Source organism: Bacteroides sp. 11BF (assembly GCF_019633765.1).
GTDB lineage: Bacteria > Bacteroidota > Bacteroidia > Bacteroidales > Bacteroidaceae > Bacteroides > Bacteroides hominis.
This window is the reverse complement of record NZ_JAFKPJ010000012.1, coordinates 74,209-91,878: the sequence shown is the minus strand read 5'-3', so window position 1 is coordinate 91,878 and position 17,670 is coordinate 74,209. Positions and strand designations below refer to the sequence as shown.

Below are 17,670 nucleotides of genomic sequence, written 5' to 3'. Positions count from 1 at the left end.
TTTTTGATGTTATATAATTATTTTCTCTGATATATTTATCTGTTTTGTGTAAAAGACGTTTTGGAGTTGTTTGATGTTGCTATGGGGTTGTTTTCATTGCCGGCAGGTGCCGAATCTTGATAAATAACTTTCAGCAGGCGTGCCCCCAGCAGAGGACGATAATGACCGGGATCATAGTAATGATGTATATCGGCTGTATATTCATTAGTTCCCGTGAAATCCCATACGGCAGAAGCACCCAGTATCTCCTTCATTCTTTTGATGTCTTCCCGGTTTGTTTTTTTCTGAAAATAATCCGGGCCGATGATGAATTTCAGGTTTGTATGATGCTTATCACAAATTTTTTTAATGGCACGAAGTACTTGAATCTGGCTGACAGACACAGCCGGCAGTTCTTCTTTGCCTGCATCCGTTCGTTTTTTGAATTCTTTTTCATGATGGGTCCAGTACAATTCGCCATCCTGTCCGATCTCTTTTTCTCTGGGATTGATAAAGTTGTTCGTGTAAGGTTCCCGAATGGGATCTCCCGGATTTATGACCCCTTTCATATAAGGAGCATACTTATGTCCGATCAGGTAGCCTATGTAAGGAATTGTTTTGTCAGGATAGAGGAATTCCTGCAAAAATCTCAGATGGAATCCCAACTGGCTGATACCGGCTGCCTCAGCCGAAAACAGATGGTCGTTGCCCGACAGGGGCTTACTTCTATCCAGTGCTTTTTTATCCAAAACGACTAATACATTTTTCAGAGGGGCACCTACGGAATCGAGCGCTTGAAGCTTCTGGCGCACACCGCCCAGGCTTTCCCAGTTGTCATAAAAGCGCACGGCATGATCGTCCTTATCCAGATACTTCTCCCATTCTCCTGTCAGGAATGCCATGGTACAGGAGTTGCCGAGTATAAACGAGTTATAGGCTATCGAATCACGATTCTGAAGATAATTCTGCCATCCCACATGCGCTTCGTTGAGCAGTACGGGAGAGTTATCGAATCGTTTGTAGGAGTGCAGCACCATATAAGGGTCGAAAATGAAATAGATGGCCACTATCGGGAAAAGTGGTAATGCCAATAACAGGAGTTTCAGGCAGAAACGTGTTTTGGGAGAGATTTTCGGTGAATGTAGCATGGGTGTAATTGGTTTCGGTTAAAATTGTAAATAGATAAAAGTTTCCGTATCGAACTTACCTAACATCAGCAGGGCGAATACCAGCAGATAGTAAACACTCCACCGTAGCCATGCGGGCTGGCGTTCGAGTGTTTCCATCAGGTTATATTTAGATGCATAATATTCATAGATCAATACCAGTAACAGGGCCGAACCTGCTACAATGCAATTGTGGTCGCGTATGCCGATGTTCATTTCCTTCCAGGAAGAATGTACTTCGAACGAGATGTTCCGTAAAAAATACCAGGCATCGCTCAATGATTGTACACGGAAGAAAATAAGTGACAGCGCAAACAACAGATAGGTACGGATTATCAACAGGCTATCGGATGCATATTTCCCGATATATTGGGGCAACTTATTGCGAAAAGCAGAGGTTTTCATTTCCCAGCAGATCAATATGCCCTGAATCAGTCCGTATATGGCGAAGGTTAATCCGGAGCCATGCCATAATCCCAATGCCAGAAAGGTGATGATAAGGCTGAAGTAGACTCCCCACTGTCCCCAGTTACGGGTACCGGCGGTTAACGGCACATAGAGATAATCGCGTACCCAAAAAGAGAGTGACATGTGCCACCGGCGCCAGAAATCGGCGGTGGAACGTGCGGCAAACGGGCGGTTGAAGTTTGGCGATAGCTTGATGCCGAACAGGTAGGCTCCTCCGATGGCAATGTCCGTATAGCCGGAGAAATCGGCATACAGTTCGATAGGATAGAGCAGGCAGGTCATCAGTAGTTGGACACCCGAAAGGTCATGGATCGAATGAAACATGATATCCGTCTGCGGGGCTATCTGATTGGCTATAAGCAGTTTCTTTATCAGTCCCAGCAAAATATATTTCAGTCCGGTCACTGCGTTCGAGTAGATGAACGGGCGAGGGTCTTTCAGTTGTGGCAACAAGTCTCCACCCCGTTCGATGGGACCGGAGAGGAATTTCATGAAGAAAAGCATATAGATCAGGAAATCTACCCAGTTTTTTTCGGCACGTTGCTCCTGCCAGTACACATCTGTCAGATAACCGATGGCCTGGAATGTGTAGAATGACATTCCAAGTGGAAAGATGATGTCATCTATCACTGTGCCATGGAGTAGGAGCCATCCGCCTATCAGACCGATGATTCCTGCGATATAGATTACTTTGGTCTTTTTCCCGGATTTTGCCCTGTTTTCCATCCATTGTGCCCAGAAGAAGGTGAACAGTGCCACCACTACTGCCGTCAACAGGAATGGCAGATAATACCATCCGATGAAGATGCAACTGGCTGCCAGTAGTATGAAGTTGCGGGCACGTCCTTTGACTGCATAGTAAAGAAAGAAACAGAGAGTAATCAGAGCCAGGAAACTAAAGGAGAGAAACTGCATGATTTATTCCATTTTGGTTAATAAGGCACTGCATAGGTCGCCGACATTCTTGAATTTAATTACTTCCCGAAAGTTGAAACGTACTCCGAAACGTTTCTCGATTTGGGCTATAATTTGCATATGGGTCAGTGAGTCCCAGCCATCTACGTCTTGAGAGGTGGATGATTCGCTGATACAGACGTTGTCCTTCTTTAAAATATCACGGAAAATGCTTTGTAGTTGTTTTAATACTTCTTCTCGGTTCATATTTATATTGTTTTTAGAGTTCCTTCTCTTTTATCAGTTCAACAATTTTTTTTCGGTCTGTTTTATTGCTATTGGTTACCGGAAACTGAGGGATACAATGAATTTGTTTCGGTAACATGTATTGTGGCAGCTTTTCTTTCAGATATTCTATCAATTTGTTTTGGTCACATTCGGTCGTTTCGACTGCCAGATGCAGTTCGTTGCAAATTCCGTCACAGATTAACGGAAGGGCAGCCACGTTGCAAGGAGTCTTGAAAAACGACTGGGCAGTGTATTCTATTTCGCTTAGTTCTATTCTGAAGCCCTGTATTTTCACTTGATAGTCCTTACGGCCGCAATAAATGATATCCCCATCGTTGTCTAAAATACACAGGTCTCCGGTCCGGTAATAAATTTGTCCGTCAGGACGGTGTATTAGAGCCGATGCCGATTTTTCCGGATCATCCAGATAGCCTTTCATTACTTGCCGACCGGATACCCAAAGTTCTCCCGTCTCTCCCTGAGGCAGATCATTTCCTTCTTCGTCAACAATGATGACGCGGATACCGGGAAATGGTTTTCCGATAGCCACCATTCCGTTGTAATGCTTGCATGTGCCGGAAGCCGGAATACGGTAACAGGTACAGTAAATCGTAGCCTCTGTCGGGCCGTACAGGTTGACGAACTCTGCGTTGGGTACCGATTTTCTGAATCGTTCCAACAGTTCGGTTTGCGACGCCTCTGCCGATACTCCCAGATATTTCAGAGCAGGCAGGCTGATTTCATCGAAATAGGGTGAAAGAAGTTGTAATAGAGAGGGGGTGACCGTGGCGAAGGTCAGCTCGTACTTCTCCAGAAGTTCGAACACCTTGAAATGCTTTACATCCTGATGGGCCACTGTATAAACGGAAGCTCCTAAAGTCAGGGGATAAAGTAATGATACGACGGATACGTCAAATGTCAGCTCAAACATTTGTAACATGCGGTCGTGTTCATCCAGGTTCCAGTTAAGAGAATCGTATGCCTGATAAAAAGTGTTCAGATTGGCACGTGTGATGGGGACTCCTTTGGGTTCGCCTGTGCTTCCCGATGTAAAAATGATATAAGCGTTTCTTTTTTCTTCCGGCGGGTAGAATTGCAGCCTTGACAATTCCGACGGTGCTTTTCCCGACAGCTTGTCTGTGTTGATTACTCTGAAGAGGTCGGTTCCGAATGCCGGGCGTTCGACATGGCTTGTGCAGAGCAAAGTATGCAATCCGGCCAGTCCGGCTATTTTGAGATTACGTTCTTCCGGGTAAGCAGGATGCAGAATGACATATGTTTTTCCACTGGCCAGTACCGCCAGAATGGCTGCGTAGGTTTCAATCCGGTTTTCCGCAATGATCCCGATTCTTTCATCTTCTATCTCTGATAGCGAATGGGCGACGGAGGCTGTTATTTTACCAAGTTGGGCATAAGTATAATGTTTATCGTCAATGATAAATGCTTCGTTTTCGGGATAACGTTGCATGGTGGAAAGAATATCATTGGTAATATCCTTCCGGGGAGATGTTGTCATATCCATTAGTTTTTATTCATGTTTTAGGTTTAGGAATTCCTTCTATCTTCTTGAGATCATTTATTAAAAAGACAGGGAAATGAACTGATCTCCCTACGGGCAATGAATTAAAGAACGTTAATTGTGTGATAACGCATTCTTAACCTTGCTTTCCTTCTTTAATTCGTTATATTTGCATTTTATCCGAATAGGGATTTTACTAAAACTGAAAATAATATGAAACCTGTAACCTTACCCTTACTTAAAAGTCTGTACTATGTTCTCTTTGCTACGGTAGTTGTGATAGTGCTTAGCGGTTGTGAGAAAGATGATGAAAATGAAATTCGTTTTTATACCGGTAATGGTTCTGAAGAGCGTCTCCTGGGAGAAGAGGGACTCTTGATGGATGTTTTGCAAACACCGGCTATGATTTTTCTGAAAGCTGCATCCGGAGATCAGATAAAAGTCCGTTCGGAAGATACTGCGGTGGTCGACGCTACGTATAATCCGGATTACTTAGGAAAAAGATGCATTGAAGTTCGTGTGGCTGGGGTTGGAAAAACTCATATCTGTGTATCTTATCGGGGAGAAGAGCATATTATTCCGGTGGCTGTTGCGTCCCGGTCTGTGGCTTATAGCGGACAATGCCGACTTGAAGGTTTCAGATGCTATCAAGGCAGTAGTAAAGGAGGCGTAGAAATCTTTCCGGAGATGGACAGTTATTGGGAAAGCCGTTTCAATAGTTCGGATGGATTTATTAAGGGTTTTCCAAATGATAAGATTGAGTTTATATCTGTTGATAAGTTGAGATTCTCTTCCGACTTTGAAGATGGTACTTCACTTTCATACGAAAAGTATTTTCAGATGCGGAATGATTCTCTTTTCATGCGTTCCCATGCCGAAAATCGTTGGGAATTTTATGGTAAGGTAAATCATAATGTCAATAGTGATCAATTACAGCTGACCTACTCAATTCATTTCTGGACTTACAGTTCAACCGGGCATTTCACTTCTTTTGGGAGGGGACATGATGGCGGCTTTATAGCCAACTATTCTGATTTTTTTTATTATTATCCTGTATTTGAAGATCTTAATCAGATGACATCTGAGAATGATGAAATAGCTTGGTGTAATGTTTCTTATAGTTTTGAATGACATAAACGACGCTCTCTTTATTGATACCTTTTATGGATTCTGGTAAGTCAGATTAGATTGTCTCTATTGAATCGTATAAAAAATCACAGAGAGTTGATGAACTAAATAAATATACAGTTTGTTATTTATCAGTAATTTTATGTTTAACTCTAAAACCTTAATATTATGAAAAGATCTCTTGTCTTATCATGCGGTGCTGTCATGTCGGTACTTTCTTTCTATGCTTGTTCGTCTTCTGATGATTCGATGGTTACACCTCTGACAAGGTCAGATGCTGTTTCGGAGAAGATAGTTTTTCAAGATGACTTCAACCAGACAGATAGTATTCCCGACAAAACAAAATGGGGCTTGTGCAAAAAAGGCAGTCCTGCCTGGAGCAAATATTTATCCGAAAGTTATGATCAGGCTTATGTACACGATGGGAAGTTAGTACTGATTGCCGAGAAAGTGAATGGAGTATATAAGACGGGAGGGGTGCAGTCATTAGGTAAAGCAGAATTTCAATATGGTAAAATAGAGATATGTGCCCGTTTCACCAAGACGGCAAAGGGTGGATGGCCTGCCATCTGGATGATGCCTGCCAAACCCGTTTACAGTGGATGGCCTGCTTGCGGTGAAATAGATATTATGGAGCAGTTGAATCATGACGGCATTGTATATCAAACAATTCACAGCCACTACAAAAATGACTTGGGATTCACTAAGCCTGTTCCAACAAAAACAGTTCCTTACAATAAAGGGCAATTCAATGTATTTGGTATCGAGTGGACTCCCGAGTCTCTTACTTTTAAAGTGAATGGAGCTACCACTTTAGTCTATCCTAACTTGCATTTGGCCGATGAGAGCGTCAAAAAGCAATGGCCGTTCGATACTTCTTTTTATTTGATTTTAAATTATGCTTTGGGCGGTGCAGGTACTTGGCCTGGTACCATAACGGATAGTGAACTGCCTGCGAAGATGGAGATAGACTGGGTAAAAGTAAGTCAACCTGTGGATCGTTAACATTGTTAATGCATAATTTCCGTTTTTACTTTCACGAATATAAACAACAAGTCTTTTGCATGCAAAAGACTTGTTGTCTGTGTTTGAAGAACCAACTTTAATACAGTGTTAAAACTAACTTTCTATACTCAGATACCAAGTGCATTTATCTGTTTGGTTATAAATGCTTTGTCTTGATTCGATGTTTTGAACTCCTAAGAGAGTCTTGGCAAAGAGGAGATGGGGATAACTACTTTTTTATCAACTTCCGGATTTAAATTCTTTCTCTTTGATGTTCCGGTTTCTTTGATTATGTTACCTGATTTTTCCATATCTGTGAAATCCGGAATCTCCATTAACGGGTTGTTGCATAAATGTTCTCGTAAATGGGTGCTAAGGCGTCTTTCTCCAATATCCATTGGTTGGTGCGGGAGTTCATTTTGTATGCGTATTGGGCTATCAGTTGGTTATCACTGTTGGTGATGTATATATATTTTTCTGATGGGCTAAATGATTCTTTTTCTTTATTCCATACAGAATACTCTACCGACGTTTCTGTTTCATACCGGGAGACAACCGTCAAAGATTCTTTTTCCCATGCGTTTTTAAATACATTCCATGTATAGGTGGATTTCACCGTTCTCTGATGGTCGGTATCGTAGCTGTATTTATGCATTTTTACTGGACTGAGTATGCCTGAAACAGGATTGTCCATAGAATATATTTCACGGCAGACGAGTCTTCCCTTCTCCATCGTATCGTTATGGATAAACTGTTTACCGTTGTTTGTTGCACAAGCAAATCCACATACCGAAACTAATGCTGCAGAGGCTAATACTCTTTTGAAAAATGTAATTGTTTTCATATCCTTTATTATTTAATTAGTTTATATCTTTCTTTGTTTATTAGACGTTGCTACTTGAATTTAAGTTGCACGGGTATACAATCTTTTTTCAGATTATTTTCTGTAGAGTAAGAATCAATAGGTATGCCATAATTTAGAAGCTTTATTATTAATAGGTTATAAAAAAACAGGGTGTCCGCAATCGGACACCCTGTTCGTTTTTTCTTTCTTGTTTGTTTTAAATCAGATCAAGAACCAATGGAATATCATCGGGGGTAATACCTTTTCCTATGATGATATCCTCGTCCTTGCGGAACATCTCAAGGAACTGCTCTTTACTGCCATAGAGTTCTGCGGCTTTGGAGTAGAAAGGCACGGCTTTCTCTATATCTCCCAATGACCATGCCACATGACCGGCATTCAGGTAGTCTACCGGCATCGGCTTTTGGGCAATCACTTTATCATAGTACTTCATGGCTTGTTCACGTTTTCCTGTCATGAACGAACACCAACCGATGGCACGCCATGCTTTGATGCAATCACTTTCCAGGAAATCGAGTTTGAAGAAGTAGTTCAGCGCTTCTTCGTAGTTCCATGTCTCTGCCAGGCAGTTGCCAATATAGAAAATTACTTTTGTGTCTTCCGGCAATACTTCTTCCACTTTTCGGTAATATTCCAAAGCTTTGCGGAATTGTCGGTCGAGACGATAACAAATGGCTAAATGGCGATTAGTCCATAAGTTGTTCGGTTTGAGGGTATCTGCTTTCCGATAGGCTTCGATGGCTTGTGCATATCGTTTCAGTTTTTGCAGAGAGTAGCCCTGCTTTTGGTAAACTTCAGTTTCATTCTCTCGTGGGACCATGTAGGCGACTTTGTCATAGGCTTCGGCTGCTTTTTCCCAGTGCTCTTTTCTGAAGTGAAAGTTGGCTAAAGCCAGCAAGGCATCCGGGTTGAACAACATGTCTTCCAATGCCGGATTGCTGTACAGGCAGATGGCCTCTTTGAACAAGTCGCGAAATTCCTGTCTTCGCATATTCAATTTGAAGAAGCGGTATAAGTCGTGCAGATATTGGTTACTTACCGTATCGGGGCGTTCGGAAAATTTCTTCAGTGTTTCGGCTTTCGACTGATCTGCCAATTCTTCCATTTGTTGTTCCGTGAGTTGGCTCAACATCATGTCACGCTGTGATTGCGGCAATTGCTGCATGGTGAAGAACAGCGAATACTTGTCACTGTTACAGAAGAAACCAGACTGCAGGATGATTTCCAACAGACTTCCTCCTTCTGTTTCCCGGTTACGAAACTCTTTAATGACAGCCGATTGTTGCCTGTCGAAAGGATAGAACCAATTGGAAATTTCCCTGAAGAACGGATAGCTTTTAAGTTGTGCAAATGTGCTCATATATACATCGGCACCTTCCAGTTGCAATTCGTTCATTTCACGCAACTTGTCACCCAGTCCGGACTTCTCTATAGCATCGGCCCAGTCGGGATTGGTGTCATCTTTCTCTTCATCGGACTCTTCGAAACCAAACTTCATGTTGCGCATGGGAGACATGCTTTTCAGCATTTCGGGAATGATTTCCTCACGCATTTTTTTGTCGATTTTCTCCGTTTCCTGACTGAGAAGTATTTGGATATGTACGCGTAACAGTTCTTTTTCGAACGCGGTTTCTTCCATCAGTGCCGTGATGCGTAAATTGATTTCCGGATAGAAATCGATACGTGGTGAATAGGTATGGAGAATAAAAGCGATTCCTACCAGAGCCCGCTGGCTGATCTGTACATTGGGGTGACGGTAAGCATCTATCAGCCACAGAAGTTTTCGGAGATCGAAACATTCCATCAGACTAAGGGTAACGGCACTTGTAAAAAGGCAAAGATCGTTCACCGGAAGTAATTCGGACTGAAGCATGGATTGTGCAGTTGTACTTTCTTCCGTACTCCAGTTGCTATTGGTCCAGGTTTGCAGGAACAGAATCCGCAGATTATCTTCGTGACGTTTTAAAACTTCATCCATGTTTTGATCCGAAATGAATCCGCTTACGGCCAGGTCATCATTGAACGATTCAAGCGTGTGTATCAGCATCTCCAGGGTAAGGGGAGAAAGTTCCTCAGTACGTCGCGTACGATATTGATGATAATAATGGCTTGATACACTGTCGAGTAGTGTAATACGTGCCTGATCGGTGATTTCAAGAGTATCGGCCAGCAATCTTTGATATAATTTCTTACGCTCCGGGTCTTCTACCCCCTGGCGCATGTATTGCAGCATATAGTTGTACGAAGTCTGTATCTGCTCCAGGCGGGTACGGAGCGACCATTCCGGACACTTCCAGAGGAATGATTCCAGTTGAGTCAGCGCCTCCTTCAGTCGTTTTTGTCCGATCAGGCGGAGGATGTATTGATATTGTTCGTTGATAAGTTGTTCGTTCATAATTTACTTTCGTTTATTGTTTCCAATCCAAGTGAGGCGTTTCCATAGGCCTTCGAAGGGACCATGTTTGAAGTGACCGAGCCACCAGGAACAGAAGGCCATTTGAAGAAGTACAAAAAGAATGCCAAAAAAGAAACTGTAAGTAATTCCTAAGAAACGTCCTAATTCAAACCCCCAGTGGTAGAAAAGAAGTGAGCCAATGACGGATTGTCCGATGTAGTTTGTCAGACTCATCTTGCCATACGAGGTGAAACGCATCAGGAATCTGCGGTCTTTGACACGGTAGAAAGTGATAAGCAGTCCGCTGACCAGCAATACCATGAAGCTGAGGTTGCTCAAAGAGCTTATGATCAGTTGCAAGGGAATCAGGAGGGCATCGCGCGTGATGAATCCCGGCAGCATGTTATTCAGACCATATAATGGAAAGAAACATAAGAGTGACATACCTAATGCTTTGAGCCAGCGTTGTTCGTTCTGTTCGCTATAAAGGAATAGTCCCTTACGTCCCACCAGCATACCGAAGAGGAAGAGGGCAGGCGTTTGCAGAATGCGTCCGTGCTCCAATGCCCAAGTCAGGTTGGCAAGTTGCCCTTCCCAGAGGTTCATGCAGATCGTTTCAAGGAAGGTACCGTTTTTCTGCACGTCGAAAGCAATCCCGAAGTAGTGGGAAGCTAGGCTGGGACCGGGTACATAATCTGGGTTGCAGAGAGCATAGATCACTTTGAACCAATCTATCGGTTGCAGGATAAGCAGGGTGGCGAAGATGGCTACACTGCGGCTACCGAGGCGACAGAACAGAGGGAGTATCAGACCGAGCATGGCATACATCGTCAGTATTTCACCTGTAAAAAAAGCAGCGTTGAACTGTCCGATGATGAACAGTAGCACCATCCGCCAGATGAACCGGAGGCGAAAATCTTTACCACGGCGTTGTTGGTTGTTATCCTGAATATAGAAACTGAAGCCGAACAGCAGGGCAAATACAGCATAAGCTTTGTTGCTGAAGACAAAAAAGAGCCCGTTCCAGATAGCTCTGTCGGTAAACTTCATCCATTCGCCGGGGACGGCATCCGGAAAGGAGTAGAAATTAAAATGTTCGATACTATGCAGGATGATGATCCCCATCACAGCCAGTCCTCTCAGTACATCGGCCACGTCTACACGGGCATTGGGTTCGTTGATTTTATGTTCCATTGATTATCGTTTTAGAATCTTACTTGTACCTGTGCCTGAAACAGGTTACTGTCTTTTCCCTTATTCCGGTCGCAAAAAGTATATTGTGCTTGCAGTCTGCATTTGGGATAGAACCAATATTGCAGTCCGGCTATGTAATTCGTCTGTTTTCGGCCGATGGCTTTATCTGCGTTGAAATAGTCATACGAAGCTACGAGGTCGAAGTTGCGTAGGAGCCGGCAACTTCCGGTGGCATAAAAACCGTCACTTTTCACAGTTCCGTCTTTTCCCGCCAGATATTCGGAACGGAGGCTGAACGGGCTTGCCGTGATGATACCTCCTATACTCCAACGGTTTTTGGTGTAGTTTTCCCCTGCCGGGATACCGGTTATTTCCGAATCGGCGACGGCATGTCCTGTTCCTTTTATAAACGAACCGCCTACCGACAGCCATTTCAGAGGATTTACCATCAGATTGCCGATGATATCTTTTTGATTGTTTTTATCTTTGATATTGAGTCCTTGTCCGTTCATCACCGCCAGTTTGTAGTATAGCAGGTCGTTCAGTAATCCTCCGTGGATCATCGCACCGATGTCGCGTCCCGATGTCATGCCACAAGCTACGTCACTGCCGCTTACCCCTGCCAGATAACACACAGACTGTGAGTAGCAGTTAATCAGTTCCACTGTCGTGGGTGATAATTCGTTCTCGATCGTATAAGGGACTTTAAATTCTCCGATGCGGGCTTTCAGTCCGGGTAGAATCTGATAATCGGTATAAACCTCGAGCAGCATACCTCCATTGTAAAAGTCGTACATGAAATCGCAGGTCCAACGGTCGGTGATTCGTCCGTGAGCCATGAAGATGATTCGTTTGATGTCGAATGTATTGGTTTTCTTCGCTGCATCGTCATAAGTATATCCCAGTTGCGCATATCCGGCAAGGGTGATCCGTTCTTTTAGCGTATTGACGACTTTGTTTACCGTCATACCCTCTTTTTTTTCCTGTGCATTCAGGTTGCCGCTTGCCAGTAGCAGCACAAGTGTTAATAGGAATGTGTTTTTCATCTTTACTTTGTTGTATTTATTATGGTTTGAATTGGCCGGGAATGAAGGTCGTATCTACTAAGTTTTCACCCTGATAGTTACCGGGGATTGCTCCTTTGTTCTTCAGCCAGGCAATAGCTCTTTCTATGTCGTGAGAAGACGGACACATGGCAGGTCGATAATCGGGCAAGTCCACCTGGGCAGCCAGTGTTTCCGGCAGTCCGAATTCTTGTGTTAATATCTCCCCCCATTTATCCCGGGGATAGGTTTGCAGGTATTTCACGCCGAGATTGTATCCGGTGATAAACCTCCTTATTTCTTCGTTTTTTTCTTTGATGGCCTCTTCTGTGAAGGCCGTTCCGGCGGAGTGTATCCCCATTTGGACTGTATTCAGCAATACTGTGTGTCCGTCGTTTACCGCGATTGCCGTTGCCGGACCGGGCAAGAAAGATGCTGTGATCTGTCCGTTTTCCAACATCATCAGCCTCAAAGAAATGTTGTTGATTTCGGGTTTGTTCGCTTCACCGGGAGTAAGACGGGCCTGTTTCATTACTTCGTCGGTGGCATACTCTATCAGGGTATTGCAAGAGATGGCAATGTTTTTCCCTTTTAGGTCTTCCGGATTCCTGACATCATATTTTTTGCTTGTTATCAGGCTAAGGCAGCCATCATTTTCCATAACCAGACGCAAACGGACTCCTTTGGTCTGTAAAAGGGCAGCACACGGATAGTCGGTGAGCATACCATCCAGTTTGCCCGATAAGAAAGCAGCGTCACGATCGGTTGCCGAGGCATAAGTGATGAAGTTGACTTTTATATCCAGCGAATCATAAACACCGTAACGGGCGGCAATCAGATGAGGCAGTCCGTCGAAAGAAGGCATTAGTCCGAAAGTCAGAGGCTGAAGTTCGGATGACAGTGTATGTCCCTCTTTTTTGTCTGCACAGGCTGATAAAAGAAGCAGTAGTATGATGCTGAAAAAGAGTTTCACTCTTGACTTTTTCCTTTTAAAAAAGGCAACTCCGTGAGGGGCTGCCTTTTCTGTTTTATAGTGATTCACTTTAGTCTTATTCCTGAATAGCGGCAATACCCGGAAGAACTTTTCCTTCGATTGCTTCAAGCAGTGCTCCACCGCCGGTAGAAACATAAGATACACCGTTTGCCAGACCGAACTTGTTGACACAAGCTACAGAGTCGCCACCGCCAACGAGTGAGAAAGCCCCGTTCTTAGTAGCCTCTACGATAGCTTCGCCTACCGAGCGTGAACCGTGAGTGAAGTTTTCGAATTCGAATACGCCTGTCGGACCGTTCCAAAGGATAGTCTTGGAATTCTTGATCACTTCGGCAAAGATTTCTTCTGATTTAGGACCGATGTCAAGACCTTCCCATCCGTCAGGAATTTCATTCACAGGACAGAATTTAGTGTTGGCATCGTTAGAGAAAGAGTCAGCGATCTTAGCGTCAACAGCCAATACCAGATTTACACCTTTGTCTTTAGCCTTTTGCATCAGTTCGCGGGCGAGATCCAGTTTGTCATCTTCGCAGATAGACAGACCGATCTGTCCACCCATAGCTTTGGTGAAAGTATATGTCATACCACCTGTGATGATCAGGTTGTCTACCTTGTTCAGCAGGTTTTCGATGATTTCGATCTTAGAAGACACTTTAGAACCACCCATGATGGCTGTAAACGGACGTTTGATATCGTTCAATATCTTGTCAACGGCCTTCACTTCTTTCTCCATCAAGTAACCGAACATCTTATTGTTCACATCGAAGTATTTGGCGATCAATGCCGTAGAAGCGTGTGCACGGTGAGCCGTACCGAATGCGTCGTTTACGTAGCAGTCAGCGTATGAAGCCAGTTTCTTTGTAAATTCTTTCTGGCTTTCTTTCACGGCTTTCTTGGCAGCGGCTTTTTCTTCGTCGGTTGCGTCTTCAGCCAATCCTCTCGGTTTGCCTTCTTCCTCAGCGTAGAAACGGAGATTTTCGAGCAACAGCACTTCGCCCGGTTGTAAAGCGGCAGCTTTCACGGCAGCTTCTTCGCCCATGCAGTCGTTAGCAAACTGAACTTCAACGCCCAGCAGTTCTGACACGTGCTTAACGATATGTTTCAGAGAGAATTTGTCGGCAACGCCTTTCGGACGGCCCAGGTGAGAGCCGATGATGATGCTGCCACCGTCTGCCAGAATCTTCTTTAGCGTAGGAAGTGCAGCACGGATACGAGTGTCGTCTGTAATGTTGAAGTTTTCGTCCAAGGGTACATTGAAGTCCACGCGAACGAATGCCTTTTTACCGGCAAAATTGAAATTGTCAATTGTCTGCATAATACTTTATTTATTTACTTTAAAAGTGTTAGTTTCTTTTATGATGACCGCAAAGTTAGTATTAATTTCTCTTTTTTGCTACGAAATCGTTATTTATTCTTCCTCTTCGGTGTGTCTTTGCTAACTTTATACTTCTCACAGTAATATTTACACATTAATTGCAAACCACAGGTTTCACATTTGGGTGTACGTGCCTGGCAGACATAACGTCCGTGTAGAATAAGCCAGTGGTGAGCGATGGGAATCAATTCGTTGGGGATGTTTTTCGTCAGTTCTTTTTCTACACTGAAAGGAGTCGTGCAGGCATCACCCACGAGTCCGATGCGGTGGCTCACTCGGAATACATGTGTGTCTACAGCCATGGCCGCCTTGTTGAATACGACAGACTGGATGACGTTGGCTGTTTTGCGTCCCACTCCGGGCAGTTTGATCAGTTCTTCAAGGGTATCGGGCACTTCGCTGTTAAAGTCACTCACCAGCATTCGTGCCATGCCTATCAGGTGTTTTGACTTATTGTTAGGGTAAGAGACACTGCGGATGTACTCGAATATCACTTCCGGAGTAGTAGCGGCCAGTGCCTCCGGGGTGGGGAAGTCTTGATAGATTTTCGGGGTGATCATGTTCACCCGCTTGTCAGTACATTGTGCGGAGAGGATAACGGCAATCAGCAGTTCGTACGGGTTGTTGTAATGCAGTTCCGTTTCGGCTACGGGTACATTCTCCTGAAACCAGGCGATTACTTTTTCATAACGTTCTTTCTTTGTCATCTTAATTTGTTCTTATGATAATGAGGTGCGACTTTCAGGTTAAAATAGAAGGTGGAGATCACTGTCAGGCAGGCTCCGAAGAGATAGGCCATGTCAAACGAGGTAAATTGGGCGATATAGCCGCCCAAAACCAGCCCGATTCCGATGCCTACATCCCACGAGGTGAGATAGGTGGAAGTGGCAGTACCGCGTTGGCTGTTCGGAGCCAAGTTGACAAACAGCGTGTTGAAGGCTGGAAACATGGTGCCAAACCCGACTCCCAGCAGCAGTGCTACCATGAAGAAAAGCACATCGGTTAGTTCGGGATTTATCTGCATCAGTTTGTCACAGGCAGAAAGAGTGAAGAAACAAATGCACACCAGATAAAGTCCCAGAGTGATAACCTGCGTGATGTGTCCCTTGTCCACCTGCCGTCCGGAGAACATACGTGAGACGGCCATGCCTATTGCCATGAACGTAAAGAACAGACCGGAGCTGAGTGTGATTCCTATTTCTTTGGCATACATGGCTATGTAAGTGCTTGTCATGCCATAGGGGATAGATAGCAAGAGCAGGGCAACGCCGGCCGGTATACCTTTTATTAATATGAAGCGGTCAAGTGAGATTGGCTCCCGCTTGACCGGTTGCTTGACAGGAGTCTTCACCAGACATGCAGCTATAAAACCGGCTGTGCCGGAGAGGAGTGAGCAGAGGAAGATGGTTTCGAATGAACAAGTGTCGTGCATGAAAAGCCCGATCATCGGTCCGAAACTCATGGCGGTGTTGTTCATCAGTCCGTAGTAGCCTACTGCTTCTCCGCGTCGTGAAGAAGGAGTGATGTCGATTACAATGGTGTTTCCTGCTACGGTTACCATACCGAAGGCCAGTCCGTGCACTACACGGAGCATAATGAATAATGACAGTACTCCTGCCAGGATGTATCCCGCGAAGACGGTTATGAACACGAAGTAAGCGATCAGGTAGAGCGGTTTGCGTGCCAGTGTGTCCAGTAGATAGCCCGAAAAGGGGCGAATACAGAGCGAGGCCACAGTGTAGCATGATAAAATAACGCCTACTGCCGCATTTCCGGTTTGGAAAACTTCAGTCAGATAGAAAGGCAGTACAGGCAGAATCAAGTAGAAGGCAAAGTATAAAAGGAAGTTTGCTGCCAGTATCAAGACATAACCGGGAGTGACAAGCCTATCTTTCATTATGGTTTCATAATTAACAGTTGGACGATTTGCGATTGAAGCCACTTCATCCTGTGAAGAACACGAAGTTTGAAGCGAATTAGACGATTTACTCTCTACACATCTTTCTTACCTCCTTCATGTCGGGAAGTAATTTCAATTGTAAATTGTAAATCGCCTAATTGTAAATCAATATGCCGCTTCGAATTCCTTTAGGAAACGGGTATCGTTTTCGGAGAACATCCGGAGGTCCTTCACCTGATATTTCAAGTTTGTGATACGTTCGATACCCATACCTAAGGCATAGCCACTGTAGACTTTGCTGTCAATTCCGTTGGCATCAAGCACATTGGGGTCTACCATGCCGCATCCCAGGATTTCTACCCATCCGGTATGTTTGCAGAAAGGGCAACCTTTTCCGCCGCAGATGTTACAGCTGATGTCCATCTCAGCACTGGGTTCTGTGAACGGGAAGTAGGATGGACGCAGGCGGATTTTCGTATCGGCACCGAACATTTCCTGGGCGAAGAGAAGCAACACCTGTTTCAGGTCGGTGAAGGAAACATCTTTGTCCACATACAGCGCCTCCACCTGGTGGAAGAAGCAGTGTGCACGATAGCTGATGGCTTCGTTACGGTAAACGCGTCCCGGGCAGATGATGCGGATAGGTGGTTGTGAAACTTCCATTACGCGACTCTGCACCGACGAAGTGTGTGTGCGTAGTAGCACGTCGGGGTGTGATTCGATGAAGAATGTATCCTGCATGTCGCGTGCCGGATGATCTTCGGCAAAGTTAAGTGCTGAGAACACGTGCCAGTCATCTTCGATTTCCGGACCCTCGGCGATGTTGAATCCCAGACGGGCAAAGATGTCGATGATTTCATTGCGTACAATGGAGAGCGGGTGACGTGTGCCCAGGTCCACAGGGTAAGCCGAACGGGTCAGGTCCAGATCGTCCTGTCCGTTGTCTTGGTTGTCGAACTGTTCTTTCAGTGCGTTGATTTTCTCTTGTGCTTTAGTTTTCAGCTCGTTGAGTCTCATGCCGACTTCTTTTTTCTGTTCGGCAGCCACGTTACGGAAATCTGCCATCAAGTCGTTGATGGCTCCTTTCTTGCTAAGGTATTTGATGCGGAGAGCTTCGAGTTCTTCGGCATTGGCAGCCTTCAAGGCTGCTACCTCTTCAAGAAGTTGATTAATCTTAGCTATCATATCTTGCGATTTATTGTTATTCGGTTTTTCTTTAAATTGCTGCAAAAGTAACAATAATATTGCAATCAAAGGAGATAGAAAGAAATAAAATGTGTCAGTCGGCTGAATTCATCACAGAGTACTTGGGGTACACAAAGGAGAAACAAAGAAGTGAAACTCTATGATAAAGGAAAAAGATGTTTCTTTGGTAATTACTTTATGACTTCTGTGGCTTTTCAGTTTTTTATTGGTGTATAATAATCAGAAGGGTAGAGATATTTTCTCTTTCTTTT

General features: G+C 44.4%; 15 protein-coding genes. 2 read left to right on the top strand and 13 right to left on the bottom strand.

Translation table 11 applies throughout. The features are described 5' to 3' along the window. Positions 1–35: 35 nt before the first annotated feature. Genes JZY04_RS13815 through JZY04_RS13800 form a run of 4 tightly spaced genes read right to left on the bottom strand, consistent with a single transcriptional unit; the run spans position 36 to position 4,311 of the window. On the bottom strand, positions 36–1,127 hold the full coding sequence (locus JZY04_RS13815; protein WP_220577433.1) for a hypothetical protein: 1,092 nt from the start codon (positions 1,125–1,127) through the stop codon (positions 36–38). Positions 1,128–1,145: 18 nt separating this feature from the next. Then, entirely contained in the window at positions 1,146–2,528 is a 1,383-nt protein-coding gene (locus JZY04_RS13810; RefSeq protein WP_005807657.1) for an MBOAT family protein, read from the bottom strand. A 3-nt stretch (positions 2,529–2,531) separates the two neighbouring features. After that, positions 2,532–2,774, bottom strand: a complete 243-nt coding sequence (locus tag JZY04_RS13805; protein ID WP_005807656.1) for an acyl carrier protein — start codon at positions 2,772–2,774, stop codon at positions 2,532–2,534. A 13-nt stretch (positions 2,775–2,787) separates the two neighbouring features. After that, entirely contained in the window at positions 2,788–4,311 is a 1,524-nt protein-coding gene (locus JZY04_RS13800; protein WP_181996426.1) for an amino acid adenylation domain-containing protein, read from the bottom strand. Positions 4,312–4,527: 216 nt separating this feature from the next. Here JZY04_RS13800 and JZY04_RS13795 point away from each other — a divergent pair, with 216 nt between their 5' ends. Next, complete coding sequence (locus JZY04_RS13795) at positions 4,528–5,445, top strand: hypothetical protein (RefSeq protein WP_122142791.1); 918 nt, start codon at positions 4,528–4,530, stop codon at positions 5,443–5,445. Positions 5,446–5,610: 165 nt separating this feature from the next. After that, positions 5,611–6,447: a glycoside hydrolase family 16 protein gene (locus tag JZY04_RS13790; RefSeq protein ID WP_005780598.1), complete on the top strand. Its 837-nt coding sequence runs from the start codon at positions 5,611–5,613 to the stop codon at positions 6,445–6,447. Positions 6,448–6,781: 334 nt separating this feature from the next. Here the strand turns inward: JZY04_RS13790 and JZY04_RS13785 are convergent, their stop codons facing one another. The 9 genes from JZY04_RS13785 to pheS form a co-directional block, all read right to left on the bottom strand. After that, complete coding sequence (locus JZY04_RS13785) at positions 6,782–7,291, bottom strand: DUF3836 domain-containing protein (RefSeq protein ID WP_122142790.1); 510 nt, start codon at positions 7,289–7,291, stop codon at positions 6,782–6,784. 217 nt (positions 7,292–7,508) lie between these two features. Beyond that, the gene (locus JZY04_RS13780; protein WP_122142789.1) at positions 7,509–9,707 is read right to left on the bottom strand and encodes a tetratricopeptide repeat protein; all 2,199 of its coding nucleotides are present in this window, start codon (positions 9,705–9,707) and stop codon (positions 7,509–7,511) included. A gap of 3 nt (positions 9,708–9,710) precedes the next feature. After that, entirely contained in the window at positions 9,711–10,901 is a 1,191-nt protein-coding gene (locus JZY04_RS13775) for a DUF418 domain-containing protein (protein ID WP_122142788.1), read from the bottom strand. Between the two features lie 11 nt (positions 10,902–10,912). Next, entirely contained in the window at positions 10,913–11,947 is a 1,035-nt protein-coding gene (locus JZY04_RS13770) for a porin (protein WP_032531676.1), read from the bottom strand. Between the two features lie 19 nt (positions 11,948–11,966). After that, the gene (locus tag JZY04_RS13765; RefSeq protein ID WP_181996432.1) at positions 11,967–12,986 is read right to left on the bottom strand and encodes an ABC transporter substrate-binding protein; all 1,020 of its coding nucleotides are present in this window, start codon (positions 12,984–12,986) and stop codon (positions 11,967–11,969) included. Positions 12,987–12,993: 7 nt separating this feature from the next. After that, the gene (gene pgk / locus JZY04_RS13760) at positions 12,994–14,253 is read right to left on the bottom strand and encodes a phosphoglycerate kinase (RefSeq protein WP_005807633.1); all 1,260 of its coding nucleotides are present in this window, start codon (positions 14,251–14,253) and stop codon (positions 12,994–12,996) included. Between the two features lie 89 nt (positions 14,254–14,342). Next, entirely contained in the window at positions 14,343–15,020 is a 678-nt protein-coding gene (nth, locus tag JZY04_RS13755) for an endonuclease III (RefSeq protein WP_122142787.1), read from the bottom strand. Next, entirely contained in the window at positions 15,017–16,210 is a 1,194-nt protein-coding gene (locus JZY04_RS13750; RefSeq protein WP_122142786.1) for an MFS transporter, read from the bottom strand. The genes nth and JZY04_RS13750 overlap by 4 nt, the downstream gene beginning before the upstream one ends. A 168-nt stretch (positions 16,211–16,378) precedes the next feature. After that, on the bottom strand, positions 16,379–17,398 hold the full coding sequence (pheS, locus tag JZY04_RS13745) for a phenylalanine--tRNA ligase subunit alpha (protein WP_122142785.1): 1,020 nt from the start codon (positions 17,396–17,398) through the stop codon (positions 16,379–16,381). Between the last annotated feature and the right edge of the window lie 272 nt (positions 17,399–17,670).